Annotated in this window: 25 protein-coding genes; 13 read left to right on the forward strand and 12 right to left on the reverse strand. The window is 67.5% G+C overall.

Going from position 1 to position 21,861, the window contains the following annotated elements; translation table 11 throughout:
* The first annotated feature begins 88 nt into the window (after window positions 1–88).
* Entirely contained in the window at window positions 89–418 is a 330-nt protein-coding gene (locus WS45_RS03685; protein WP_059698269.1) for a DUF4148 domain-containing protein, read from the forward strand.
* A gap of 153 nt (window positions 419–571) precedes the next feature.
* Here WS45_RS03685 and WS45_RS03690 read toward each other — a convergent pair whose 3' ends face one another.
* Window positions 572–1,033, reverse strand: coding sequence for a CBS domain-containing protein (locus WS45_RS03690; RefSeq protein WP_059468448.1), 462 nt, complete (start codon window positions 1,031–1,033; stop codon window positions 572–574).
* A 177-nt stretch (window positions 1,034–1,210) separates the two neighbouring features.
* Here WS45_RS03690 and ribA point away from each other — a divergent pair, with 177 nt between their 5' ends.
* Both ribA and WS45_RS03700 read left to right on the forward strand, forming a co-directional pair.
* Window positions 1,211–1,861: a GTP cyclohydrolase II gene (ribA, locus tag WS45_RS03695; RefSeq protein ID WP_059698271.1), complete on the forward strand. Its 651-nt coding sequence runs from the start codon at window positions 1,211–1,213 to the stop codon at window positions 1,859–1,861.
* A gap of 263 nt (window positions 1,862–2,124) precedes the next feature.
* Window positions 2,125–2,694 (forward strand): GNAT family N-acetyltransferase, encoded by a 570-nt coding sequence (locus WS45_RS03700; protein ID WP_257140275.1) that lies wholly within the window; start codon window positions 2,125–2,127, stop codon window positions 2,692–2,694.
* 21 nt (window positions 2,695–2,715) lie between these two features.
* On the opposite strand, the gene WS45_RS35575 is transcribed toward WS45_RS03700, so the two are convergent.
* From WS45_RS35575 to WS45_RS03715, 4 genes are all read right to left on the reverse strand, one after another.
* Window positions 2,716–2,928 carry a hypothetical protein gene (locus WS45_RS35575; RefSeq protein ID WP_156443173.1) on the reverse strand — a complete coding sequence of 71 codons (213 nt, stop codon included), beginning with the start codon at window positions 2,926–2,928 and terminating at the stop codon, window positions 2,716–2,718.
* Window positions 2,929–3,295: 367 nt separating this feature from the next.
* Window positions 3,296–4,057, reverse strand: a complete 762-nt coding sequence (locus tag WS45_RS03705; protein ID WP_179950351.1) for a hypothetical protein — start codon at window positions 4,055–4,057, stop codon at window positions 3,296–3,298.
* A gap of 52 nt (window positions 4,058–4,109) precedes the next feature.
* Complete coding sequence (locus WS45_RS03710; protein WP_059526508.1) at window positions 4,110–4,718, reverse strand: acyl-homoserine-lactone synthase; 609 nt, start codon at window positions 4,716–4,718, stop codon at window positions 4,110–4,112.
* Window positions 4,719–4,927: 209 nt separating this feature from the next.
* Entirely contained in the window at window positions 4,928–5,371 is a 444-nt protein-coding gene (locus tag WS45_RS03715; RefSeq protein ID WP_059698277.1) for a DUF4902 domain-containing protein, read from the reverse strand.
* A gap of 73 nt (window positions 5,372–5,444) precedes the next feature.
* Between WS45_RS03715 and WS45_RS03720 the strand changes: the two genes are divergently transcribed.
* The gene (locus tag WS45_RS03720; protein WP_059526503.1) at window positions 5,445–6,164 is read left to right on the forward strand and encodes an autoinducer binding domain-containing protein; all 720 of its coding nucleotides are present in this window, start codon (window positions 5,445–5,447) and stop codon (window positions 6,162–6,164) included.
* A gap of 45 nt (window positions 6,165–6,209) precedes the next feature.
* On the opposite strand, the gene WS45_RS03725 is transcribed toward WS45_RS03720, so the two are convergent.
* From WS45_RS03725 to WS45_RS03745, 5 genes are all read right to left on the reverse strand, one after another.
* Window positions 6,210–6,917 carry an MgtC/SapB family protein gene (locus WS45_RS03725; protein WP_059526501.1) on the reverse strand — a complete coding sequence of 236 codons (708 nt, stop codon included), beginning with the start codon at window positions 6,915–6,917 and terminating at the stop codon, window positions 6,210–6,212.
* Window positions 6,918–7,248: 331 nt separating this feature from the next.
* Entirely contained in the window at window positions 7,249–8,796 is a 1,548-nt protein-coding gene (locus WS45_RS03730; RefSeq protein WP_059698279.1) for a TolC family protein, read from the reverse strand.
* Window positions 8,783–10,852, reverse strand: a complete 2,070-nt coding sequence (locus WS45_RS03735) for an FUSC family protein (RefSeq protein WP_059698281.1) — start codon at window positions 10,850–10,852, stop codon at window positions 8,783–8,785. Before WS45_RS03735 ends, WS45_RS03730 begins: the two co-directional genes overlap by 14 nt.
* Window positions 10,833–11,882: a multidrug transporter subunit MdtN gene (gene mdtN, locus WS45_RS03740; protein WP_059526486.1), complete on the reverse strand. Its 1,050-nt coding sequence runs from the start codon at window positions 11,880–11,882 to the stop codon at window positions 10,833–10,835. Before mdtN ends, WS45_RS03735 begins: the two co-directional genes overlap by 20 nt.
* Complete coding sequence (locus WS45_RS03745) at window positions 11,879–12,169, reverse strand: hypothetical protein (protein WP_059698283.1); 291 nt, start codon at window positions 12,167–12,169, stop codon at window positions 11,879–11,881. The genes mdtN and WS45_RS03745 overlap by 4 nt, the downstream gene beginning before the upstream one ends.
* A gap of 502 nt (window positions 12,170–12,671) precedes the next feature.
* Here WS45_RS03745 and WS45_RS03750 point away from each other — a divergent pair.
* Window positions 12,672–13,820 carry a metallophosphoesterase gene (locus WS45_RS03750; protein ID WP_059691860.1) on the forward strand — a complete coding sequence of 383 codons (1,149 nt, stop codon included), beginning with the start codon at window positions 12,672–12,674 and terminating at the stop codon, window positions 13,818–13,820.
* 6 nt (window positions 13,821–13,826) lie between these two features.
* Here WS45_RS03750 and WS45_RS03755 read toward each other — a convergent pair whose 3' ends face one another.
* Complete coding sequence (locus WS45_RS03755) at window positions 13,827–14,411, reverse strand: malonic semialdehyde reductase (RefSeq protein WP_059526477.1); 585 nt, start codon at window positions 14,409–14,411, stop codon at window positions 13,827–13,829.
* A 252-nt stretch (window positions 14,412–14,663) separates the two neighbouring features.
* On the opposite strand from WS45_RS03755, the gene WS45_RS03765 reads away from it, so the two are divergent.
* The 3 genes from WS45_RS03765 (at window position 14,664) to WS45_RS03775 (ending at window position 17,133) form a co-directional block, all read left to right on the forward strand.
* On the forward strand, window positions 14,664–15,269 hold the full coding sequence (locus tag WS45_RS03765) for an alpha-ketoglutarate-dependent dioxygenase AlkB family protein (RefSeq protein ID WP_059698288.1): 606 nt from the start codon (window positions 14,664–14,666) through the stop codon (window positions 15,267–15,269).
* A 317-nt stretch (window positions 15,270–15,586) separates the two neighbouring features.
* On the forward strand, window positions 15,587–15,793 hold the full coding sequence (locus WS45_RS03770) for a hypothetical protein (protein ID WP_044843168.1): 207 nt from the start codon (window positions 15,587–15,589) through the stop codon (window positions 15,791–15,793).
* A 395-nt stretch (window positions 15,794–16,188) separates the two neighbouring features.
* Window positions 16,189–17,133 carry an IclR family transcriptional regulator gene (locus WS45_RS03775; RefSeq protein ID WP_059698290.1) on the forward strand — a complete coding sequence of 315 codons (945 nt, stop codon included), beginning with the start codon at window positions 16,189–16,191 and terminating at the stop codon, window positions 17,131–17,133.
* A 113-nt stretch (window positions 17,134–17,246) separates the two neighbouring features.
* On the opposite strand, the gene WS45_RS03780 is transcribed toward WS45_RS03775, so the two are convergent.
* Complete coding sequence (locus tag WS45_RS03780) at window positions 17,247–18,326, reverse strand: porin (RefSeq protein ID WP_059698292.1); 1,080 nt, start codon at window positions 18,324–18,326, stop codon at window positions 17,247–17,249.
* A gap of 449 nt (window positions 18,327–18,775) precedes the next feature.
* Between WS45_RS03780 and WS45_RS03785 the strand changes: the two genes are divergently transcribed.
* Genes WS45_RS03785 through WS45_RS03805 form a run of 5 tightly spaced genes read left to right on the forward strand, consistent with a single transcriptional unit; the run spans window position 18,776 to window position 21,856 of the window.
* On the forward strand, window positions 18,776–19,093 hold the full coding sequence (locus tag WS45_RS03785; RefSeq protein WP_006758060.1) for a non-heme iron oxygenase ferredoxin subunit: 318 nt from the start codon (window positions 18,776–18,778) through the stop codon (window positions 19,091–19,093).
* 1 nt (window position 19,094) lies between these two features.
* Entirely contained in the window at window positions 19,095–19,406 is a 312-nt protein-coding gene (locus WS45_RS03790; RefSeq protein ID WP_059526461.1) for a recombinase-like helix-turn-helix domain-containing protein, read from the forward strand.
* Between the two features lie 54 nt (window positions 19,407–19,460).
* Entirely contained in the window at window positions 19,461–20,531 is a 1,071-nt protein-coding gene (locus WS45_RS03795; RefSeq protein ID WP_059691865.1) for an aromatic ring-hydroxylating dioxygenase subunit alpha, read from the forward strand.
* A complete protein-coding gene (locus tag WS45_RS03800; RefSeq protein WP_059698294.1) occupies window positions 20,524–21,294 on the forward strand; it encodes an SDR family oxidoreductase in 771 nt (256 codons plus the stop codon). Before WS45_RS03795 ends, WS45_RS03800 begins: the two co-directional genes overlap by 8 nt.
* A gap of 34 nt (window positions 21,295–21,328) precedes the next feature.
* Window positions 21,329–21,856 carry a cupin domain-containing protein gene (locus tag WS45_RS03805; RefSeq protein WP_059526452.1) on the forward strand — a complete coding sequence of 176 codons (528 nt, stop codon included), beginning with the start codon at window positions 21,329–21,331 and terminating at the stop codon, window positions 21,854–21,856.
* The last annotated feature ends 5 nt before the right edge of the window (window positions 21,857–21,861 follow it).

Below are 21,861 nucleotides of genomic sequence, written 5' to 3' on the forward strand. Positions count from 1 at the left end.
TGGTATCGCGAGCACTACACTTGATCCATCGCTTCAGACAGTCCCGCCGGAAGCGACGCCAAAAGAGAACATATTTCGGAGGTCCATCATGAAGTCGATCATCTACGCAGCGATCGCTGCATCCGTCCTTGCCGCCCCGATCGCATCGTTCGCGCAGTCCGAGCAGGGCTTGACCCGCGATCAGGTCCGGGCCGAACTCGTGCAACTCGAACAGAACGGCTACAAGCCGCTCGCGAGCGATGCGCAATATCCGCAGAACATCCAGGCCGCAGAACAACGGAGCCAGCCGAATCAGCCGATGCTCGCCCAAGCCGACACGAGCGGCTATGGTGCGGTGGCGACGAGCGCAGGCCAGTCCGGCCGCCGCATGACGCGTGAAGCCCCGAATCCCGTGAACTCCGTCTACTTCGGCAACTGAACATCCCCGGGTCTGCCCGCGCACAGCATGTGACCGACGGGGCGCACGCCACTCGCGCGCGTCCGCGTCAGCAGAGCAGAACCTCCGTCGCCGCATTCCGGCGGCTTTCCCGCCCAGACGCTCGCGCGTTTGGGCCTTTTTTGCTGGGATGGGTCAGGCGGACGTGACCGTCGGTGTGCCGTGGATGTAGTGTTCGAGCTGGCTGATCGTGAATTGCTGGTCGGCAATCACACTCTTCACGAGGTCGCCGATCGAGATCAGGCCGATGAGCTTGCCGTCCTGCAGGACGGGCAAGTGGCGCATCCGGTGTTCGGTCATCAGCGCCATGCACTCGTCGGTGGATTGCGACGGCTCGACGTAGCGCACCTTGGCCGTCATGATTTCCTCGACGCGGGTGGCCTTCGACGAACGGTCCTGCAGCACGACCTTGCGCGCGTAATCGCGCTCGGTGACGATGCCCGCGATGTCGTCGCCGTCCATGACCAGCAATGCGCCGATTCCCTTTTCCGCCATCAGCTTGATGGCGTCATAGACGAAATCGGCTTTCGTGACGGTGTAGATCGTGCGGCCGGAATCCGGCTTGGCTTTGAGAATTTGCGCGACAGTCGTGCTCATTTGCTTTCTCCGTGTGCGGGACGATGCAGGGAAGGCAGGGCGTGATGCGCGGCACCCGACGGGCCCAGTATAGCCGGGCCCGTTGCGGCAGTCGCGTGACGTTTCCAGATTAGCGGTAAACTCCGGTCACGCACCATCCACACAATTCCTACATTCCTGATCGTTTCGATTGAATTCATGATGTCTTCGCGTCCCCAATCGCCCACGCAGGGCAATGGCCAGGCCGACGAGTGCGTGACGCTCGTCGCCACGGCGTCGCTGCCCACGCGCTACGGTACGTTCACGTCGTACGCCTTCCGCGTATCGGGCAGCGATGCCGAACATCTCGCGCTCGTGATGGGTGACGTCACCGGCGAGCAGTCCGTGCTGACGCGGCTTCATTCCGAATGCCTGACAGGCGACGTGTTCGGTTCCTACCGCTGCGATTGCGGCGAGCAACTCGACCTCGCGCTGCGTTACATCGCGGCGGAAGACCGCGGCGTGCTGCTGTATCTGCGCGGCCACGAAGGGCGCGGTATCGGCCTGAGCAACAAGATCCGTGCATACGCGTTGCAGGAGCAGGGGCGTGACACCGTCGAGGCGAATCTCGACCTCGGCTTGCCCGACGACGCCCGCGAATACGACTCGGCCGCAGCGATCCTCCGGATCCTCGGCGTGACGTCGGTGCGACTGATGAGCAACAACCCGAAGAAATTCGATACGCTCGTGAAGCACGGCATTCCTGTCCGCGAACGCGTGGCGCTCGCGGTACCCGTACGCGAGGAAAACGAGCGTTACATCCGGACCAAGCAGGCGAAGTTTGGGCATTACTTCGAGGAAAACGAGTAATCGCATTCGACGCGCTGGCGCCTGAGCGCGGGCGTCGTGCGCTCATTCGGCGAACGACGGGCGGGACGACGCGTCGCGCTGCATTCAATTCCTGTCGCCGGTTCTTGCGGCCGTCGACGTTCCTTGCCGGCGCAGGTGGCGCTCGCGATTGACTCGTCTCGCCGCTGCGCCTTCGGGCTTGTTCGTTCGCTGCGAGAATTGCGTGCGCACGGGCCGGCGCATCCCGTGCCTTCTGCATGTCCCGATCTCGGTTGAACCCGCCAGTGAAGATTGAAACCGAACGTTTGACTTTGCGTCGCTGGCGACCGGACGATGCCGGTGCGCTGGCTGCAATGCATGCGGATCCCGATGTGACCGCGTGGCTCGCGCGTGGCCCGATGTCCGTCGATGAGGCGGAGGCCACCATCGTGCGCTTCGAAGCGCATTTCGATGCGCACGGTTTCGGTGTGTGGGCGATCGAGCGTCGTGCGGATGGCGCGTTGATCGGGCTTTGCGGTTTGTCGCGCGAAGTTCGCGACGAGCACCCGATGGCGCCGTGTGTCGAGATCATATGGCGCCAGGCCCGCTCATCGTGGGGGCATGGACATGTTGGCGAAGCGGCCGCCGCGGTATTGGCCGACGGATTCGGCCGGATCGGGCTCGGCGAAATCTTCGCGTGGACGGCCGCCGCCAACTTGCGATCGCGGCACGTGGCGCAGCGGCTCGGGATGGCGCGACAGCCCTTGCGCGATTTCGATCATCCTGCGTTGCCGCGGGGACATGCCTTGCGGCAGCATGTGGTGTTCGTCAAGCACGCAACGTCCGTTCGTCTCGACGGCCACGTCAGCACGTAACGGCACGGGCATCCGTGCCCGTCACGCCACTCCGCGCAGCACGATCCGGTAGCCGTCTGCGTCCTCGAATGTCTGTCCAGATGCATCCAATACAGATTGAATGACGACACTCGCATGAAGCCGTGCGCGGCGGCGCATGCGCATGCATCCAAGCATCTCGAACGCGTCGCGGTACTTGCGTTTGATACTGGCGAAGTCGGCAACGGGACGGGCAATACACAGGTGGGCGTGCATGACGACATCGGCTGTGTGTAAGCCGTTCGCCGATGGTAAGCCGCTGGGGCAGGCCCGCGCGAGCTGCGCGCGGATGATAGGGCGCTTTGATGCGGCCCTCATAAATCACGCAGGCAAGAAAAAGCCCGCTACTGGAGCGGGCTGAATCCATGTTTGGAGACATGGAGGAGACGGATGTAACTTTAAGGGAAAACCCGAGGGCTGGCAAGCCCTAGTTGTAATTGTGCAACGCAGCGCTGCCGGACCTTCCCGACAAGGGGGGAGCGGCGCGCCATCCAGTCCGTGCAGGTGTCCCGCAGTGTCCTGCCGAAAAAACGGTGTCCCTCGGTGCGGCGGCCTTCGCGTAACCGCGAAGCCGCCGGCGCATTCACATTCCGCCCGCCCGCGCGTGCGCGGCAAACGCGCCGAACCGCTCCTGCGCGACCGGCACCGCGTACTTGTCGCGCATTTCCGTCTCGATCCACGCGCAGGCCTCTCGCGCGCAGTCGGTCAGTGCGTGCCGCGTCGCGTGTCCGTCGATGTCGTAGACGAAGCGCACGCCCACCTCATCGTCGGTGACTTGCCGCTGCAGCTGCTTGAGCTGCAATTGCGGCCCGTGCCGTTGCGACAGCGCGCGCAGCTCGTCGAAGTGATATTCGAGCCAGTCGGCGAAGAACAGCGCATCGCTGTGGCAGCGCAGACGGAACGCCGCACTGCGCGACGGATGCTGCGCGGCGCTGCCGACGGCCTGCGGCTCGCCGTTCGGCGCCATGGTCGCATCGACGGGCGCAAGCGGCTGCCCGATCTGCCGGTATGGTTCGCGGTCGCGCAGCGCGTGCCACAGCAGTTCGTCGCCGGCGGCCCCGGACGGCTGCATCGTCAGGTCGTGCCGGCCGTCGCCGACAGCGGCGACGTCGCGGATCACGAGGCGCAGCGAGCAGAGTGGCTCGTCCGCAACCAGCAGCGTCGCCGCGCGCGGCAACCCGCACACGAGCGGCGCGACGCCGGCCGCCCGGAATACGAGCCCGTGGCGATCGAGCCGCACGAGCGGCAGCGGCCGCGGAAAGGACGGGTAGGTGACTGCGATGCGGGCGCCGCCGGCACCCGTCAACCCGGGCATCATCGCGCGAAAGACCTGAGACTGGTCCACGGTGGTTCTCCTTCGTTACGATGCCGCCCGGCCGGACTACGCGCGTTCCGGCTCAGGCGGCGATGGCCTGCCGGGTGGCCCGTCCCGGCTCGATTCCAAGTGCGGCAAACGTTTGCGGATCGATATCGATCCAGCACGCGACAACCAGACGACCGTCCACCGGTTTCGGGGGGCCTGCCCGGTGCGCGTGCACGCCGATCCGGCGGAACAGCCTTTCCATGCTCGCGAACGTGACGCCGATCAGCTGCCGCGCGCCCAGTTGCGCCGCGCATTCGACGACTGCGGCGAGCATCGGGCGGACGGCCCACTCGGCATTGCCCGGACCGCCTTCGTCGCCGGTCGCCGCGAACCGCGACAGCTCCCAGACGGCTGCCGATTGCGGCAGCGCGACGTCGTCGGCGATCAGGTCGGCGAACAGAGACTTCAGCAGATACGGGCGCGTGGTCGGCAACAGGCGCGCACATCCGCACACTTCGCCGCCGGCGTTTCTCGCGAACACGTAGACGGTATCGTCGCGATCGAACTGGTCGCGCTCGAAACTTTCGTTCGCCGACGGAAGCGCCCAACCGAGCTGCTCGACGAACACGCGGCGCCGATAGCGCCCGAGATCCGCTGCAAGTTCGTGTGGCAACCGCCCTTCCTCGTGAACGAAGGTCCGCATGGTGTCCTCGGATCTGTACTTTGGTATGCACGCATTACATCGCGCGTCCCGAGGGGGCGGTAACTGGTAACTCTTACAGGGTGAGGGGAGGCCGATACCATTCGACCGGTGGTATCGGTTTCTTGATCGGCGGGATTGAAATACGGGCGGCTTTTGCTTATAAAGAGCGCCAGTCTTGCGGAAATGTCAGAGGAAAGCGCGGCCGGTTGTCACTGGAGCGTGGGACCGGCATGATAGGCGTCGTTGCGACCGAGCAGCGACGACGCGACCGCGGCCGGCCAGTCGACGTGCGCGAGCCGCGCGGCAAGCACGGCGGCGGTGCGGAACATGCCGAGGTCGGCGCCGGTGGCATCGACGGCCATGATGTTGCTGCGAACGTCGTCGCCCGCGATCACGAACGCGCCCGTCGCGCGCTCGAGATACCAGTCCCAGCCGACCGTCAGGTATGCGACGCCGGCACTGGCCGGGCGATGCCATTCGGTATAGCCGGCCAGGCGCGCGTCGATGGCGCTGTCGCGCAGTTCCGCGAGCAGCGATGCATCGAGGCCGCTTGCGACGTGGTCGAGTACGAGCGCGGCCAGTGCGCTTTCGGACAGGCGCACGTAGCCGTCCGGAGACGGGCCGCGGACCGGATGCAACAAAGGTGAAGTCATGCGCGGAATGTATCAGCCCCGAACCGGTGCTGGCACCTGACAGGTATGACAGCGTAACGTTGTCGGAGAACGAATGGAACTGCGCTGGCAGGATGCCTACCAACAATTCAGCGCCGCGGAAGACGAGCAGCAGCTCTTCCAGCGGATCGCCGCTTATTCTAAACGCCTCGGCTTCGAATATTGCTGTTACGGCATTCGCGTGCCGCTGCCGGTGTCGAAGCCGGCCGTCGCGATCTTCAATACTTATCCGGACGGCTGGATGGCGCACTATCAAGCACAGAACTACATCGAGATCGATTCGACGGTTCGCGACGGCGCGCTCAGCACCAACATGATCGTGTGGCCGGACGTCGACCGGATCGATCCGTGCCCGCTGTGGCAGGATGCGCGCGATTACGGGCTGTCGGTGGGCGTCGCGCAGTCGAGCTGGGCGGCGCGCGGCGCGTTCGGGCTGTTGAGCATCGCGCGTCATGCGGACCGGCTCACGCCGGCCGAGATCAACATGCTGACGCTGCAGACCAACTGGCTCGCGAACCTGTCGCATTCGCTGATGAGCCGCTTCATGGTGCCGAAGCTGTCGCCCGAGTCGAGCGTCACGCTGACCGCGCGCGAGCGCGAGGTGCTGTGCTGGACGGCCGAAGGGAAGACCGCGTGCGAGATCGGCCAGATTCTCTGCATCTCGGAGCGCACGGTCAACTTCCACGTGAACAACATCCTCGAGAAACTCGGCGCGACCAACAAGGTCCAGGCGGTCGTCAAGGCGATCGCGGCCGGACTCATCGATACACCCTGACCCGGCGCTGGCGGCGGAGCGGTCGTACCGCGCGGCGGCCGCCGCTCACTCCATCATCGGCTCCGCTTCCTTCGCGGTCCAGCTCACGCTGGAAATGCTCTTCTCCATGCTCATCCGGCTCGCGATCTGCTCGAGCTTCTGCTGATCCTTCGGGTGCAGCTTCAGCGTCGCGGTCACCTTCAGGCGGTCCGGCTGCTCGGGCACGTCCTCGCTCGTCAGGCTCTGGAACGACAGCGGCTTCGCATACATCGCGTTCGACAGCAGCGTGCGGATGTGCACTTCGTCGTCGGCCAGGCAGATCACGGTGATCTGGTATTCGCGCACGAGGTCGGCGTTCGACACGGGGGTTGCGTTGATCGCCTGGCTGACGCCGCGCAGCACCGTGTTGGTGAGCAGCACGACGCCCGTGCCGGCCAGCGCCGGCACGAAGTGACCGGAGCCGGCCAGCACGCCGACGGCGGCCGAGCACCACAGCGTCGCGGCCGTGTTGATGCCCTGGATCGAGCCCTTGTCGCGCATGATCACGCCGCCGCCGAGAAAGCCGACGCCCGACACGACGTATGCGGCGATCTGCGTGACGCCGGCCACGCCGTTGCCGGTCAGCACGCCGAGCGTGACGAACAGGCAGGCGCCGCTCGCGACGAGCGTGATCGTGCGCAGGCCCGCCGTGCGTTGCCGCATCTGGCGTTCGAGGCCGATCGCGACGCCGCAGGCGAACGCAGTGAAAAGACGGAGTGCGAAATCGAGAGTCATGTTTGTCCTGCCGTGCCAAGTGCGCATGCCGGCCCGCGTCGCGGCGGCGCGAGGCCGAACGCGGCACGAAGGCCGTCATCGCGCGGTACTGTACCGCGCGAATGCGTCATTCAGTGTGAAACGGGGGGCGTGCGGGCTCGCGGAACGCGAGCCGCGGCAGGAGAACTGCGTCGGACAGGCGTTCAGGTGGCAAGCGGCGCACGCAACGGAGTGCTGCAACTGTCCACGATGGTTCCTGAAGGAAGAATGGGCGGCATTCTAGTGGGCCGCCCGCGCAGGCGTCAACCCGTCCGGCGGCCGGACGCGAACGGCCGGTGCGTCACGGCAACGGTCATTGCGACGCGCCGATCGTCCCCGTCGCGAGCGCGAGCGCGGCGGCAGCCGACAGCGCGCCGGCATAGCTGTCGACCTCCGCGTTGCGGGCCGCGAGCAGCTGGCTTTGCGCGATCGTCGCATCGGTGATCGAGCCGACGCCGTTGCGGTACGCGGTCAGCGCCGCGTCGTAGCTCGTCTGCGCGGCATCGACGAGCGCCTTGGCCGCGTCGTGCGATGCGAGGCTCGTCTGCACCGCGTTCTGCGCGGCGACGACCTGGCGGACGGCTTCCTCCTTGGTCCGCGTGAGGCGTGCGGACGCGCTTTGCGCATCGTTGCGCGCCTGCATCAGCACCGCCGAGCGCAGGCCGCCGTCGTACAGCGGGATCGTCACGCCGAGGAACACGCCGCCGCCGTAGCGGCTGCCGTTCAGGTTCACGGTCGGCGCCTGGTCGCCGATCGCGGGCAGCGCGGTGATCGCCGTGCCGCCGCTCGCATACGACGTCGAGGCCGACAGGAAAATTTTCGGCATGAACGCGGCTTGCGCGGCCTTGATCTTCGCGCGGTTGGCCTGCTCGAGCGCATACGCGCCCTGCAGGTCGGGGCGGCGCGCGATCGCGTCCGACACGATCGCGTCGACCGACGAAGCGAGCGCGGGCGGCAGCGGACGCTTGGGCAGCGCGGCGATCGACGGCTTCGACAGCGGCGAGATGCCGAGCGCGGAAACCAGCGCGAGGTAGCCGTCGCTTTCCGCGCCGTTCGCCTGCACGAGCGCGAGATTCGCCTGCGCGCGATTCTGCGTCGCCTGCGCGAGTTCGACGACGGTGCCGACGCCTTGCCTGAGCCGCGCGCGCGACGCCGCGAGGATCGCGTCGGCGTTCACCAGGCCCTGCTGCGCGCTGGCCGCGCGCGAGCGGGCGGCATCGTAGCGGTAATACGCGACGGTCACGTCGTGAATCACCTGCTGGTGCACGGCCGTGAACGCGACGTTCGACGCGACCGACGCCTGCTCGGCCGCCTCGACGCGCGCCGCGCGCCCGCCGAAATCGAACAGCAGCCATTGCAGCGACAGCGCCGAGATCGTGCCGTGCACGGTCGTGTTGCTCGACGCGTCGCCGAGGAGCGTCGACGTCGAGCCGTGACTCGTCTGGTACGCACCCATCGCGGTCGCGGACAGGTTCGGCAGGTACGCGGCCTTCGCGATGCCGACCGCGAGCGCGGCGTTGCGCGCGTCGTTCCATGCGATGCGGGTCAACGGGTTCGTCGATTCGGCGAGATCGATCAGCTCGGGCAGCGTGTACGGATGCGCGGTGTCGAGCGCGGCGGGCGGCGACACCGACGCGAGCGCGGGCGAGGCCGGCAGCGTGTAGTCGTGCGGCGCGCGTTGAGCGGACGCAAGCGGCGGCGCCGGCATGATGTCTCCGGCGGCCGACGTTTGCGGCTGCCACGGGCGGTCGGGCGCCTCCGGCGCCAGATCGACCGACGACGTGGCGCAACCGGTCAGCGCGATGGCGGTCGCGAGCACGGTGGCGGCGATCGGCGCGGCCGGCGGTTCAGGGACGCGCATGAGGGGCAGGCTCCTTCGGGGTGGCTGGACGCGCGGCGTCGGCGATGTGCGCGAGCCGCGTGTCGATCAGGTCGAGCAGCGCGTCGCGTGCAGGATCGGTGGAGGTGGCGGCCGGCGCGATTGCTGCGCCTGCCGTCGACGACGGTGGCGCCGAAGCGGCGTCGGCAACCGGGGCGCCGTCGCGCAGTTCGACCACGCGCGCGAGCCGCGCGCCGATCGCCGCATCGCCCGGCGTGCGTTCGGCGAGCAGGAACAGCGGGCCTTCGAGCGCGCCGAGTTCCGCAAGTGCGCGTCGCCGTGTCGCGAGCCACGCGGCGGCGGGGCGCACCCACGACGGTTCGTAATGGATCAGCCCGAGTTCCTGCGCGATCGCGCCGTGGCGCGCGAAGGCTTCAGCGGCGAGCGCGCGGCGTTCGGCCGGCTGCACGACCTGCGCGATATGGCGCCACTGGTCGAGCAGCGCCGCGAACGCGACGTCGATCTGCTTGCCGATGCTGACGGGCCAGATGCGCGTGAATACGAGATACACGACGACGTTGCCGAGCAGGATGCCGATCGTGCGATCGCGCGCGAGCGTGAGGTCGAAGCCGGGGCCTGCGCCCTGGATCACGCACAAGAAGAACGCGAATGCGACCTGGAAGCCCGCGTACGCGATGCGCGGCGAACCGAAGGCGACCCACGCGGACAGCCACGCGCCGACGAACACGAGGGCCATCAGCTCGCCGATCGACGACAGCGCCGGCACGACGAACACGAGCGCCGTGGTCCCGATCAGCGCGCCGACGATGCAGCCGGCGATCCGCAGCGTGAGTTTCTCGACCGTTTCGGCCGTCGAGCCGAGCGACACCATGTAGCAGGTGATGAAGCAGGTGTGGATGCCCGACCAGTCGAGCTGCGAATACAGCAGGTAGCAGAACATCGCCGCGACGGTCGTCTTCAGTGCGTAGCGGATGTGGTCGGGGTTGGTGCGGGCGTCCGGCAGGAAGAAGCCGCCGCGTGGCGCGGGCGGTGCGGCGGGCGCGTTCGTCGGCGAAGCGGATGCGTCGGTCGGTGCCGTGGTCGGTGTAGCCGGTGTGGCCGGAGCAGTCGGCTCGGCGAAATGCGTGACGGCCGCGTGCAGGTCGGTTGCGATGACGCACGCGAGCGGCGGCAGCGTATCGGCCGGCGGCAGAGCGAGCGTCACGTCGACCGGATAGCCGCCCTGTTCGAGGATGCCGGCCATTTCGTCGAGCGTCGCCGCGGCCGGTTCCGCGAATGCGGTGGGCAGCTTCGCGTCCGGTTCCCGGTCGGCGAGCGCGACCGCGACGAGCAGTGCTGTGCTCGACGCGATGGCCTGTCGTAGCGCCGGTGCATCCGCAGCTCGCGTCGAGCCTTCGAGCGTCGACAGCTTGAGCCACGTGAGCAATTGCTTGTCGCCTTCACGCAGGCTCGCGTCGAAGGCCGTGCGTGCGTCCTCGTCGCCGCGCAGCCGCCGCGCGGCGAGCCGCAGCCGTTTCGCGAGCTGCGCGAGCGCGAGCTTGCGCGGCGACGGCGCGATCAGCAGGTTGACGACGATCGCGACGCCGACCGGAATCGCGACCATCAGCCATGCATAGAGCAGCGCGCGCGTCGCGGCTTCGCCGACCGGCGCGAGGCCGAGCTCGTCGAGCCCGAAGCCGACGATCATCGCGAGGATCGCGCCGACCGGGCGCAGCTTGCTCGCCGACGTGAGATACAGCAGCCCGACCGACAGCACGGCCATGCACGCGACGCGCAGCACCGAATACTCGATGCTGAAGATCGCGACGCCGATCACGAGCGCGATCACGACCGTGACGAGCAGCAGCATCGCGACCGCGAGCACGACGCTCGTCACGCGGTCGGCGCGATTCAGGAAGAACACGACGTAGGCGGAGATCGCGGCTTCCGGCGTGCCGTAGCCGCTCGTCACGAGCACGACGAGCGCGCAGATCAGCGCGACCCGCACGGCCATCGCGGCGCGCCCCGGAAACGGCGCGAGCAGTCGCAGGACTTCGCGCGGGCCGGGCGAGCGGACTTCAGCGGCAGGCTGAGCCATGCCGGACCTCGACGATCGCGCTCGCGCCGACACGCACGAGCTTGCCGTCGGGTTCGTCGAGCTTCACGCGCACCGGGAAGCGCTGCGCGACGTGCACCCAGTTCACCGAGCGCTGCACGATCGGCAGCGTGCGCGGCAGGTTGATGCGATCGCTGTCCGCGATGCCGGCGCCGATGCCGACGACCTTGCCCGTCAGCGGGCGGCTGCGGTCGATCATCGAATAGACCGTCGCGCAGTCGCCGACCGCGATGCGGTTCAACGACGTTTCGCGGAAATTGCCGACGGCGAACCATTCGCTCGCATCGATCAGCGTGAAGATCGACTGGTTCGGCGCGAGGGTTTCGCCGGCGAGCACGGTCAGGCCCGTCACGAGCCCGTCGTGCGGCGCGCGCACGACCGTATCGTCGAGCGCGTGCTGCGCGCGGGCGAGCGCGGCTTCGCGCGCATGGAGCGTGGCGATCGCGTCGGCGTCGTCGCCGATCGTCTGCGCGGACGAGCGCTGCTGTTCCTGCGCCTGCGCGAGCGACACGGCCGCGTCGCGCTGCCGGACCTTCGCCTGGTCGAACTGCTGCGCGCTGACGTAGCCCTGCGCGGCGAGCGGCGCGAGCCGGTTCACGTCGCGCGTCGCGAGATCGTGATTCTGCGTCGCGCGCTTGACCTGCTCGGCGGCCACGGCCGCGTTCGAGCGCTCGCCGATCAGCGACCGGCGGCGCGTGTCGAGCGACGCGCGCGCGAGCTCGAGATCGGCCTGCGCCTGCGCGACCGTCAGCCGGTACGGCACCGGATCGATTGCATACAGCAGGTCGCCTTTCGCGACGCGCTGGTTTTCGTGTACCGCGAGCTGCACGATGCGGCCGCCGACGGGCGACGCGACGTGCACGACGTCCGCGTCGATCGATGCGTCGTCGGTGGACGGGTAGGCCGTCGTGCGGTGATACGCGTACGCGAGCGCCGCGATGCCGAGCGCGACGATCGCCAGCGCGATCACGCGGCCTTTCGTGGACGGGCGGGCGATGCCGGCGGCCTTCATGCGAACGGACCCGTGCCGGCGAGCCACACGATCACGGCGACCACGAGCCCGATCGCGGTGCAGACGGCGAGCTGATAGGGCACGGTAGCGGCCCAGCCGGTCGCGACGAACACGCGGTGCGCGACGATCGCGCCGACGATGCCGACGATCGCGCTGACGAGCCAGAGCGGGAAATACGCGCCGAACAGGACGTACGACGGCGCACCGCGCGACGTGCAGCCCGCGAGCGGCAGGGCTGGCACCAGGGCGGCGGCGCGCAGGGGCGCGCGCGGCGTTGTTTTTCTCATGGTGTGACGAGCTCGACGTTGGGGGTGAATGCCGGGCGCGGCGCAATGCGGTCCGTCGCCGCGACGACGATTCCGCGATACGGAGCCGATCATAAATCAGCGCGATGCGGTCCGCCAGCGATGCCCGGCGTGCCTGCAGCACGCACGGGGTTGCCCGGTGGGCGCTTCGGTGCGATCGATGGCGGTTCGCGATTCTGCCAGCGCATGACCCGGCAGGGCTGCTGGCGGACTGTAAACGATCGTCAGACGAAACCGGGCCGATGCCGTTTGTCTGCCGATGAAGCGGGAATCGGCGAGCCGAATGCGGAATTGACGCGCAGTCGCGGACGAATCCGCGTTCGGGCCGCGCGGTGCGTCCGCCTTGGCCGTGACCGGTCGTGCCGGCCGGTATCTGTGTACCATCGTGCGAAGAGCGCGACGCGTGACGTGTGACGAGGCCTGACGGCGCGGTCCCGTCCGATGCGCGGCGCGGAAGCGGTACCGCAACGAGGAAGAGTGTTCCATGCGAAGTTTCTTTGTCCGGTTCATTGCGATCGGCGTGCTGTTCCACTTGTACGTCGGGCTGCGGATCATTCCCGACGCCTTCGCGTCGCCGCTCGCGCGCACGATCGCGGCGCTGGTGCTGGCGAGCTTCGTCGTGCTGATTCCGGTCGGCATGTTCTCGCGCCGCTTCGACGAAGGCTGGCCCGCGACGCTGGCCGGCTGGGCCGGTTCGATCGCGATGGGCTTCTTTTCGTCGCTGCTGGTGCTGACGTTCCTGCGCGAGCCGGTGCTGCTCGGCGTCGTCGCATGGCGGCATCTGGGGCATGACGGCGCCTGGAGCGGCGCGGCATCCGACACGGCGCTCGGCGTGCTGGCGGGCGCGGTGCTGATCAGCGCGATCGGATTCGTCGGCGCGCGCCGCACGGCCGCGGTCAAGCGCGTGTCGATTCCGGTCGACGGGCTGCCGGCCGCGCTCGACGGGCTGACGATCGTGCAACTGTCGGACATTCACGTCGGGCCGACGATCAAGCGGCCCTATATCGAGCGGATCGTGCGCGCGGTCAATGCGCTCGAGGCCGATCTCGTCGTCGTGACGGGCGACGTGGTCGACGGCTCGGTCAAGCGGCTGCGCGAGCACACGGCGCCGCTCGGCCGCATGCAGTCGCGGCACGGCAGCTTCCTCGTGACGGGCAACCACGAGTATTACGCCGGCGCGCACGCATGGATCGACGAGTTCCGGCGGATCGGTTTGACGGTGCTGCTCAACGAGCACGTGCTGATCGAGCATGACGGCGCGCGCGCGGTGCTCGCGGGCGTCACCGATTTCACGGCGGGCGGGTTCGATCCCGAACATCGCAGCGACCCCGAGCAGGCGCTGGCGGGCGCGCCGCACGACGTCGCCACGAAGATCCTGCTCGCGCACCAGCCGCGCAGCGCGGAAGCGGCGAGTCGCGCCGGGTTCACCGTGCAACTGTCCGGCCATACGCACGGCGGCCAGTTCCTGCCGTGGCCGCCGTTCGTGCGCCTGCAGCAGCCGGTGATCGGCGGGCTGAACCGGTTCGGCGCGATGTGGCTCTACACCAGCCGCGGCACCGGCTACTGGGGGCCGCCGAACCGTTTCGGCGTGCCGTCCGAAATCACGCTGATCCGGTTGGCGCGCGGCCGCTAGCGCGCGTCAGACGATGCGCGCGATGTCGTCGAAATCGAAGCGCGGGCTGCGCGGGAACAGGCCCGCCGGGTCGCCGTAGCCGAGGTTCACGAGGAAGTTGGTGCGGATCGCGGTGCCCGCGAAGAATTCGGCATCGACCTTGGCGGCATCGAAGCCCGACATCGGGCCCGCGTCGAGGCCGAGCGCGCGCGCGGCGAGGATCAGGTACGCGCCCTGCAGCGACGCGTTGCGGAACGCCGTGGCTTCGATCAGCGCGTCGTTGCCGGCGAACCAGCTGCGCGCGTCGGCATGCGGGAACAGGCGCGGCAGGTGCTCGTGGAATGCGAAGTCCATGCCGACGATCACGGTGACGGGCGCGGCCATCGTCTTCGCGAGATTGCCTTCGGACAGCGCCGGTTTCAGGCGCGCCTTCGCTTCGGCCGACTTGACGAACACGAAGCGCGCGGGGCTCGAGTTCGCCGACGTCGGGCCGAATTTCGTCAGGTCGATCAGCCGGTGCAGCAGCGCATCGTCGACGGGTTTGTCCTGCCATGCGTTGTGGGTGCGCGCGGTGCGGAACAACTGGTCGAGGGCGGAATCGGAGAGCGTCATGGCGGGTCCTGGAAGAAATCGGCCGGGTCGCGCCGGCCGGCATTGCGGAAGAACGCAGCGTCCTGGATAAGGACGCGCTGCGACACGGCGCGATGATAGCGTGGCACGCGAAAACGCACCGGCTTCGCGATCGGCGATTCGAGCGCTTGGGCGTGTGACGCGCCGGAATGACAGCACATGGCGACGCGCGTCGCCGTTGGCTACCATGCAGACATGGTTCGCCCGCATCGTTCACTCCTGCCTGATTCCGACATGTCGACGCCCGATCTTTTCGCCGATACGCCCGCGCCCGACGTGGACTGGTACCCGGACTGGCTCGCGCCGGCCGAGGCCGATCGCGTGCTGGCCGCGCTGATCGACGAGGTCGCGTGGCGGCAGGACACGATCCGCACGCCACGCGGACGCATTCCGCTGCCGCGGCTCACCGCGTGGCAGGGCGAGCCCGACGCCGTCTACGTGTATTCGGGAATCCGCAACGTGCCCGCGCCGTGGTCGCCGGCCGTGCTCGACCTGAAGCGTGCCGTCGAGGCGACCTGCGGCGCGCGTTTCAACAGCGTGCTGCTCAATCGTTATCGCAACGGGCAGGACAGCCTCGGCTGGCATGCGGACAACGAGCCGGAGCTCGGCGACGCGCCGGTGATCGCGTCGGTGAGCCTTGGCGCGATGCGCGTGTTCGACCTGCGTCATCGTGCGACCGGCGTCGTGCATGCGTACCGGCTGACGCACGGCAGCCTGCTGGTGATGCGCGGCCGCACGCAGGCCGAATGGCAGCATCGCGTGCCGAAGGCGCCGGCCGTGCTGGGCGAGCGGGTCAACCTGACGTTCCGGCGGGTGGTGACGGCCGAGGCGGGCCGGTAAGCGCGCCGATCAAATGATTCGCTACCCGGGGTCGCGACCCGTTTTTAAACCGATCCGATTGATCTGCCGTCCATGCGGCACGTTACCGCAGACGTCGCGTACGCGCGGCGGAAATAGGCCCGTGAGGCCCGTGCCATAAGGATTTCAGGTGGATTTCATCGACCGCCGGGTTCTGATAGGCAGGTGTAAGCCCTGATGGTGCGTCGCAACATTCCTTGACTAGACTGTCGAATGGCTGAAACGCGCCGCGAACCGGCGCATCTTTTCGACATGCCCGACGCGTGGCCGATGCGACGCGCAGGGCAGGAGCAGAACCCTTGACCGTACTGGACTCATCCCTCGAACCCTCGCTGCACGTCTTCGAACAAGACGGCGGATGGCAATGGGCGCTGACGGTGAAGCGGGCATCCGGCGTCGGTGTGAAAGTCGTCGCATTCAGCACGGACGGCTTCCGCGGCGAAGCCGATGCCTATGCCGCCGGCCAGCTCGCGCGCGCCGAGTATGACGCAGCAGTGACGGCCTGAACGCCGTCGCGCCGATCCCGTTCGCGGGTCGGTGCGGTCGTGCATTGCCGGTCGCTTTTCTTCCTTCTTTCCGATTTCCCCGTTTCCCTCGCTTCGCCGATGCACGTCACGCATCGCGTGGCGTGCCTGCGTGGCGCCCGTCGCGCAAGCCGCCGCCACGTTCGCCGGTCGCGGATGCACCCGGCGACGTTCCGGTGGGCAGTCCTGTCTATCGCTGTTATTCTTTCGATCGCATCAGGCTATATGCCGCCCCGGCGGTCCGGTCGGGCGCATCGGGCCGTCGGCCGCGTGAGCTGGATCGTGTTGATCCGGTCCGGTCGAAAATCCATAATCAAGCATTGCGGGTCTTTCGTGAACGCTTCCATTCCGTCCATGTGCAGAGGGTCAATCCAACGATGAGCGGCGCATCGAAACCGCCGGCGAAGCCGGCAAGCGCGCCGCGCGCGACAGCGGGCGACGACGTCGACCACGACGCGCCGAAGCAGGGCGCGGGCGACGACGAATCGTCGGGCGGCGCGTCGTCGTATCTGGTCCCGGGCCTCGAACGCGGGCTGCGGATCCTCGCCGAATTCTCCGCGCGCGAGCCGGTGCTCGGCGCGCCCGAGCTGTCGAAGCGCATCGGCATCCCGCGCACGACCACCTTCCGCCTGCTGCAGACGCTCGAGGCGCTCGGCTTTCTCGAGCGCGTGAACGGCGACCGCTATTTCCGGCTCGGCGTCGGCGTGCTGCGGCTCGGCTTCGAATACCTGAATTCGCTGGAACTGACCGATCTCGGCACGCCCGTGCTCGAACGGCTGCGCGACGCGACGGGCCTGTCGACGCACCTGCTGATCCGCGACCAGCGCGATGTCGTGTTCGTCGCGAAGGCGCAGAGCAACACGTCGATGTTCGGTTCGGTGAAGGTGCACGTCGGCACGCGGCTGCCCGCGCACGCGACCGTGCACGGCCATGTGCTGATGGGCGACCTCACGCGCGACGCGTTGCGCCAGCTGTATCCGGAAAAACGGCTCGAACAGTTCACCGAGCGCACGCCTGGCACCGTCGACGAGTTGTACGAGCGCGTGCGTCACTATGCGCGGCTCGGCTATGCGGTCAGCGAGGCCGCGTTCGAGAGCGGCATCTCGGCCGTGACCGCGCCCGTGCGCGACCATTCGGGCGCGATCGTCGCGGCGATCACCGCGACGGTGCCGCGCTCGGAGATCGGCGAGACCGGCGAGAAAGAGCGGCTCGTCGAAGCAGTGTGCGGTGCGGCGGTCGACCTGTCGCAGCGCCTGAACTACCGGCCGCTCGAAAGCGACCCGACGTTCGCGCATGCGCGCCACCGGGTCGCGATGTTCTGATCCGCCGCACGGGCCGCGTCGTGCGGCCTTATCGATCCATCGCCAACGAAAAAAGAGCAGCCCGCGGGCTGCTCTTTTCGTTTCCGGCCTCGGGCGCGTGCGCCCGTCGCCGCTCAGAACGAATGGTGGATGCCGGTCAGCACGATCACCTGGTTCGCGGTGCTCGACGCGCCGGCCGTGAAGAACGCGGCCTTCGCGCCGCCCGAACCGTGCTCGTACAGCACGTTCGCGTACAGCTGCGTGCGCTTGGACAGCGAATAGATGTCGCCGAGCTCGACCTGCGTCCAGCGGCGGCCGGCCAGCGTCGTGGTCGCCGCGCCGCCCGCGATCGTGTTGAACGCGCTGCTGCGGTAGTTCACACCCGCGTCGTAGCTCTGGAACGTGTCGGAAAACCCGTTCGACTGCATCTTCGTGCGCGTGTAGAGGCCGTGCACGAGGAAGTCGCCGAACTGGTAGGACGCGCCCGCGCCGATGTTCTCGACCTTGTTCGCGAGGTAGCCGTTCGCGGTGTTCTGCCCCTGGAACGACGTGATGCCCGTCTGGCCGATCAGGATCGAGCGGTCGTGCTCGTTCGAATACACGGCCGACGCCTTGAACGGCCCGTTCGCATAGTTCAGCGCGACGCCGACCGACTTGCCGGTCGAGAAGTTCGTCGTGTTGCCGAGCGCCATCGTCGCCGCGGCCGAGAAGCCGGCGAAGCTCGGCGAACGGTACTTGACCGCGTTGTTGTACGGCACGTTGCCGGTCGCGGCGAGCCCGTCGATGTTGCCCGGGTGGAACGCATACCAGCTCATCGCGAGATACGCGGTGCTGAGCGGATCGAGGTAGTCGAACGACAGCGGCGTCTGCCGGCCGAGCGTCAGCGTGCCGTAGCGGTCGGAGCTGAGACCGACGAACGCCGCGCGGTTCCAGATCGTGTTCGCGGTCGCGAACTGGCCGTTGTTCGTATAGAAGCCGTTTTCCAGCTGGAAGATCGCCGACAGGCCGCCGCCGAGGTCTTCCTTGCCTTTCAGGCCCCACCGGTCGGGCTGCGTGTTGCCCTGGATCATGGCCCACTTCGCATGGCCGCCGACGTTGTTCACATAGGCGACGCCGGCATCCATGCTGCCGTACAGCACCACGCTGCTCTGTGCCCAGGCGCCCGAGGCCGCGCCCATTCCGATGATTGCTGCTGCTACCGCATGCTTGACCATTTGATCTCCTGACTCTCCAAACCTGATGAGAAACGTGCCGTGGCGGCGGGCACGAGGACGGCCGGCCGTCGCGCGCTTTCTTCACCACCGGCGGGCATTTTTGTGTTCCATATAAGGAACAGTGTGCCTCTGATGGAATGGAGTATAGAGGTGTCACGCAAAGTATCAAAAATAAATTTATCGGGCCGGATGGGCTTGAAGACGATCCGCAACAGCAGTTCGAGAATCCTGGAAATCGGGCTTAAACCCCCGCAATAAAACAAAAAATCACAATTGACGCGGGTGGCGGGGCCGACCGTCGACCGGGCGGTCGGTGTTTTCCCTAGGACGTGCAGCTTTTTGTTTTACTCGTGGAAAGTCGCTCCTATAATCACCATCCATAAACTGCTGTTCCGGATATGGAACAAATCCGGAGCGAACCGAGAGTCGATCAGAAGGAAGGGTGTGAGATGTCTGAACAATGGGTTTGCGCCGGGCACGCCGGCGCGCTGTCGGAAGACACGCCGATCGAGTTCAAGCGGACCGACGGCGTCGAAATCGGGATCTACCGCGTCGGCGACGAGGTGTATGCGCTCGAGAACGTGTGCCCGCATGCATACGCGCTGCTGACGCAGGGGTTCGTCGACGAAGGCACGGTCGAATGTCCGCTGCACGAGGCCGTGTTCGACATCAAGACGGGCGAATGCCTGAAGGGCCCGGGCGGGCGCGCGCTGAAGCAGTACGCGGTGCGGCTGGCCGGCGAGGAAATCCAGATCAAGGTGGAATGACATGAAAGAAGCGACCGTCAACTTCAATCCCTTCCTGAAGCCGTGGGTGGCGCCGCAGCCGAACAACGTCGCCGGCAAGGGGCAGATCGAGATCCCGGGCCAGGTCGAGAACCGCGTCTGGCAGAACCGCAAGGCCGAGCCGACCCAATATGAAAACGACCTCGGCGATGCGCTCGAACGCGTGTTCGAGAGCGGCGCGACCGAGCTGGACGATGTCGTCGCGGGCCTGAACCGCATCGGCTTCCGCGCGCCGGACGGCACGGCGTGGACGCCCGAGCGCTTCCGCGCCGAAATGGCCTCGCTGGCGGAATGAGCGCGCGCGCCGCGTGACCGCCGACCCGACGACAACCGCATCCGGAGCACACTGATGACGTCCCCCGCACAACACGAAACACAACACGACCCGGTCCGCGACTATCTCGATCGCGGCATCAAGAACTACTGGTATCCCGTCGCCCCGAGCTGGCAGGTGTCGAACGCGCCCGTCGGCCTCACGCGCCTGTCCGAGCAGATCGTGCTGTGGCGCGATCACGAGGGCAAGGTTCACGCGCTGGAAGATCGCTGCCCGCACCGCGGCGCGCGCCTGTCGCTGGGCTGGAATCTCGGCGGCAACATCGCCTGCTGGTATCACGGCATCGAAGTCGACGGCGGCGGCACCGTCAATCGCGTGCCGGCGGTCGCGAACTGTCCGCTCGAAGGCATGAAGTGCGTGAAGTCGTATCCGGTCGAGGAGAAGGCCGGGGCGATCTTCCTGTGGTTCGGCGACGAAGCGCACGGCGAGCCGGCGCCGCTGAACCTGCCGGAAGAACTGGTCGCCGACGAATACGGCCACTTCCTGTGCGTGTCGAACTGGAAGTGCAATTACCAGTACGCGATCGACAACGTGATGGACCCGATGCACGGCGCGTATCTCCACGCGACGTCGCACTCGATGGCCGAAGGCGACAAGCAGGCCGACATGCGCGTGCGCAAGACGGAAACGGGCCTGATGTTCGAGAAGATCGGCCAGCGCGACGTGAACTTCGACTGGGTCGAGCTCGGCGAAACGGGCTGCCTGTGGATGCGTCTCGCGATTCCGTACAAGCAGAAGTTCGGCCCGGGCGGCAACTTCGGGATCATCGGTTTCGCGACGCCGGTCGACGGCGACAACTGCCAGGTCTACTTCTGGCGCACCCGCAAGGTCAGCGGCTGGCAGCGCGACGTGTGGCGCTTCATGTACCGCAACCGCCTCGAGGGCCTGCACTGGGACGTGCTCGAGCAGGACCGCTACGTCCTAGAAAGCCTCGCACCGAACGCGCGCGATCACGAATACCTGTACCAGCACGACGTCGGCGTCACGCGCGTGCGCCGCATGCTGCGCACGCGCGCGCAGGAGCACCTGTCCGCGCTCGACGCGCACCGTGCGGCGCAGGCCGCGGCGGAGCCCGCGAATGGCTGAGTTCGCACCGGTGGTGTCGCTGCCGGGGCGCCGCGTGCTCGTCACGGGCGGCGCGCGCGGTCTGGGCGCGGCATTCGTGAAGGCGCTGGTCGCCGCGGGCGCGCAGGTCGCGTTCGGCGACGTGCTCGTCGAAGAGGGCCGTGCGCTGGCCGCGCAACTCACGCAAGCCGGCCACACCGCGCATTTCTTCGCGCTCGACCTGGCCGATCCGGCGAGCGTCGACGCATTCGTCGCGCAGGGCGCGGCGGTGCTCGGCGGCATCGATGCGCTGATCAACAACGCGGCGATCACGAACTCGGGCGGCAAGCTGTCGACGGAACTCGACGTGTCGACCTGGGATGCCGTGATGAACGTGAACGTGCGCGGCGTGTGGCTCGTCAGCAATGCGGCGCTGCCGCACCTCGCGCAGTCGGGGCGCGGCGCGATCGTGAACCTCGCATCGGACACCGCGCTCTGGGGCGCGCCGAAGCTGCTCGCGTACGTCGCCAGCAAGGGCGCCGTGATCGCGATGACGCATGCGCAGGCACGCGAGTTCGGCGCGCACGGCGTGACGGTCAACGCGATCGCGCCGGGGCTCACCGAAGTCGAGGCGACGGCCTACGTGCCGGCCGAACGGCACGCGTTCTACATGCAGGGCCGCGCGCTGACGCGCGCGCAGGTGCCCGACGACGTGACGGGCCCCGTGCTGTTCCTGCTGTCGGACGGCGCGCGCTTCGTGACAGGTCAACTGCTGCCGGTGAACGGCGGCTTCGTAATGAATTGAATTGAAGTTTTCACTCTGAATGAAGGAGAGGACGATGGCGGACGCAGATCTCGAACGCAAGTCGTGGGACCAGCCGGACGGCGCAAGCTTCGGCGACTGGATGGAAGGGCGTGTCGCGCGCTACGCGACGCGGCGCTACGACTGGGATGCGCTGAAGTTCCAGGCCGACTACGACCCGAAGTATCGCCGTGCGCAGATGCGCTACGTCGGCACGGGCGGCACGGGCGTCGCGAAGGACGTCAACACGGTGCCGGCCGGCAACTTCACGTTTTCGACGATGGTCATTCCGGCCGGCAACATCGGCCCGAGCCACATCCACATCGACGTCGAGGAAATCTTCTTCGTGCTGCGCGGCAAGATGAAGGTGATCTGCGAGCGCGACGGCGAGACCTGGGAAGCGATCCTCGGCGAGCGCGACCTGATCTCGGTGCCGCCGGGCGTGTATCGCACGGAAATCAACATCGGCGAGGAAGACGCGCTGATGTGCGTGATGCTCGGTTCGCCGAAGCCCATCACGCCGACGTATCCGCCGGATTCGCCGCTCGCGAAGATCAAGCGCTGAGACGG

This window comes from Burkholderia sp. RF2-non_BP3, assembly GCF_001522185.1.
Lineage (GTDB): Bacteria > Pseudomonadota > Gammaproteobacteria > Burkholderiales > Burkholderiaceae > Burkholderia > Burkholderia diffusa.

Coding starts and splice junctions, on each gene's coding strand:
- WS45_RS03685 (WP_059698269.1), top strand. CDS start 89: ATGAAGTCGATCATCTACGCAGCGATCGCTGCATCCGTCCTTGCCGCC.
- WS45_RS03690 (WP_059468448.1), bottom strand. CDS start 1,033: ATGAGCACGACTGTCGCGCAAATTCTCAAAGCCAAGCCGGATTCCGGC.
- ribA (WP_059698271.1), top strand. CDS start 1,211: ATGATGTCTTCGCGTCCCCAATCGCCCACGCAGGGCAATGGCCAGGCC.
- WS45_RS35575 (WP_156443173.1), bottom strand. CDS start 2,928: ATGCACGCCCACCTGTGTATTGCCCGTCCCGTTGCCGACTTCGCCAGT.
- WS45_RS03710 (WP_059526508.1), bottom strand. CDS start 4,718: ATGCGGACCTTCGTTCACGAGGAAGGGCGGTTGCCACACGAACTTGCA.
- WS45_RS03715 (WP_059698277.1), bottom strand. CDS start 5,371: ATGACTTCACCTTTGTTGCATCCGGTCCGCGGCCCGTCTCCGGACGGC.
- WS45_RS03720 (WP_059526503.1), top strand. CDS start 5,445: ATGGAACTGCGCTGGCAGGATGCCTACCAACAATTCAGCGCCGCGGAA.
- WS45_RS03725 (WP_059526501.1), bottom strand. CDS start 6,917: ATGACTCTCGATTTCGCACTCCGTCTTTTCACTGCGTTCGCCTGCGGC.
- WS45_RS03730 (WP_059698279.1), bottom strand. CDS start 8,796: ATGCGCGTCCCTGAACCGCCGGCCGCGCCGATCGCCGCCACCGTGCTC.
- WS45_RS03735 (WP_059698281.1), bottom strand. CDS start 10,852: ATGGCTCAGCCTGCCGCTGAAGTCCGCTCGCCCGGCCCGCGCGAAGTC.
- mdtN (WP_059526486.1), bottom strand. CDS start 11,882: ATGAAGGCCGCCGGCATCGCCCGCCCGTCCACGAAAGGCCGCGTGATC.
- WS45_RS03745 (WP_059698283.1), bottom strand. CDS start 12,169: ATGAGAAAAACAACGCCGCGCGCGCCCCTGCGCGCCGCCGCCCTGGTG.
- WS45_RS03750 (WP_059691860.1), top strand. CDS start 12,672: ATGCGAAGTTTCTTTGTCCGGTTCATTGCGATCGGCGTGCTGTTCCAC.
- WS45_RS03755 (WP_059526477.1), bottom strand. CDS start 14,411: ATGACGCTCTCCGATTCCGCCCTCGACCAGTTGTTCCGCACCGCGCGC.
- WS45_RS03765 (WP_059698288.1), top strand. CDS start 14,664: ATGTCGACGCCCGATCTTTTCGCCGATACGCCCGCGCCCGACGTGGAC.
- WS45_RS03775 (WP_059698290.1), top strand. CDS start 16,189: ATGAGCGGCGCATCGAAACCGCCGGCGAAGCCGGCAAGCGCGCCGCGC.
- WS45_RS03780 (WP_059698292.1), bottom strand. CDS start 18,326: ATGGTCAAGCATGCGGTAGCAGCAGCAATCATCGGAATGGGCGCGGCC.
- WS45_RS03785 (WP_006758060.1), top strand. CDS start 18,776: ATGTCTGAACAATGGGTTTGCGCCGGGCACGCCGGCGCGCTGTCGGAA.
- WS45_RS03790 (WP_059526461.1), top strand. CDS start 19,095: ATGAAAGAAGCGACCGTCAACTTCAATCCCTTCCTGAAGCCGTGGGTG.
- WS45_RS03795 (WP_059691865.1), top strand. CDS start 19,461: ATGACGTCCCCCGCACAACACGAAACACAACACGACCCGGTCCGCGAC.
- WS45_RS03800 (WP_059698294.1), top strand. CDS start 20,524: ATGGCTGAGTTCGCACCGGTGGTGTCGCTGCCGGGGCGCCGCGTGCTC.
- WS45_RS03805 (WP_059526452.1), top strand. CDS start 21,329: ATGGCGGACGCAGATCTCGAACGCAAGTCGTGGGACCAGCCGGACGGC.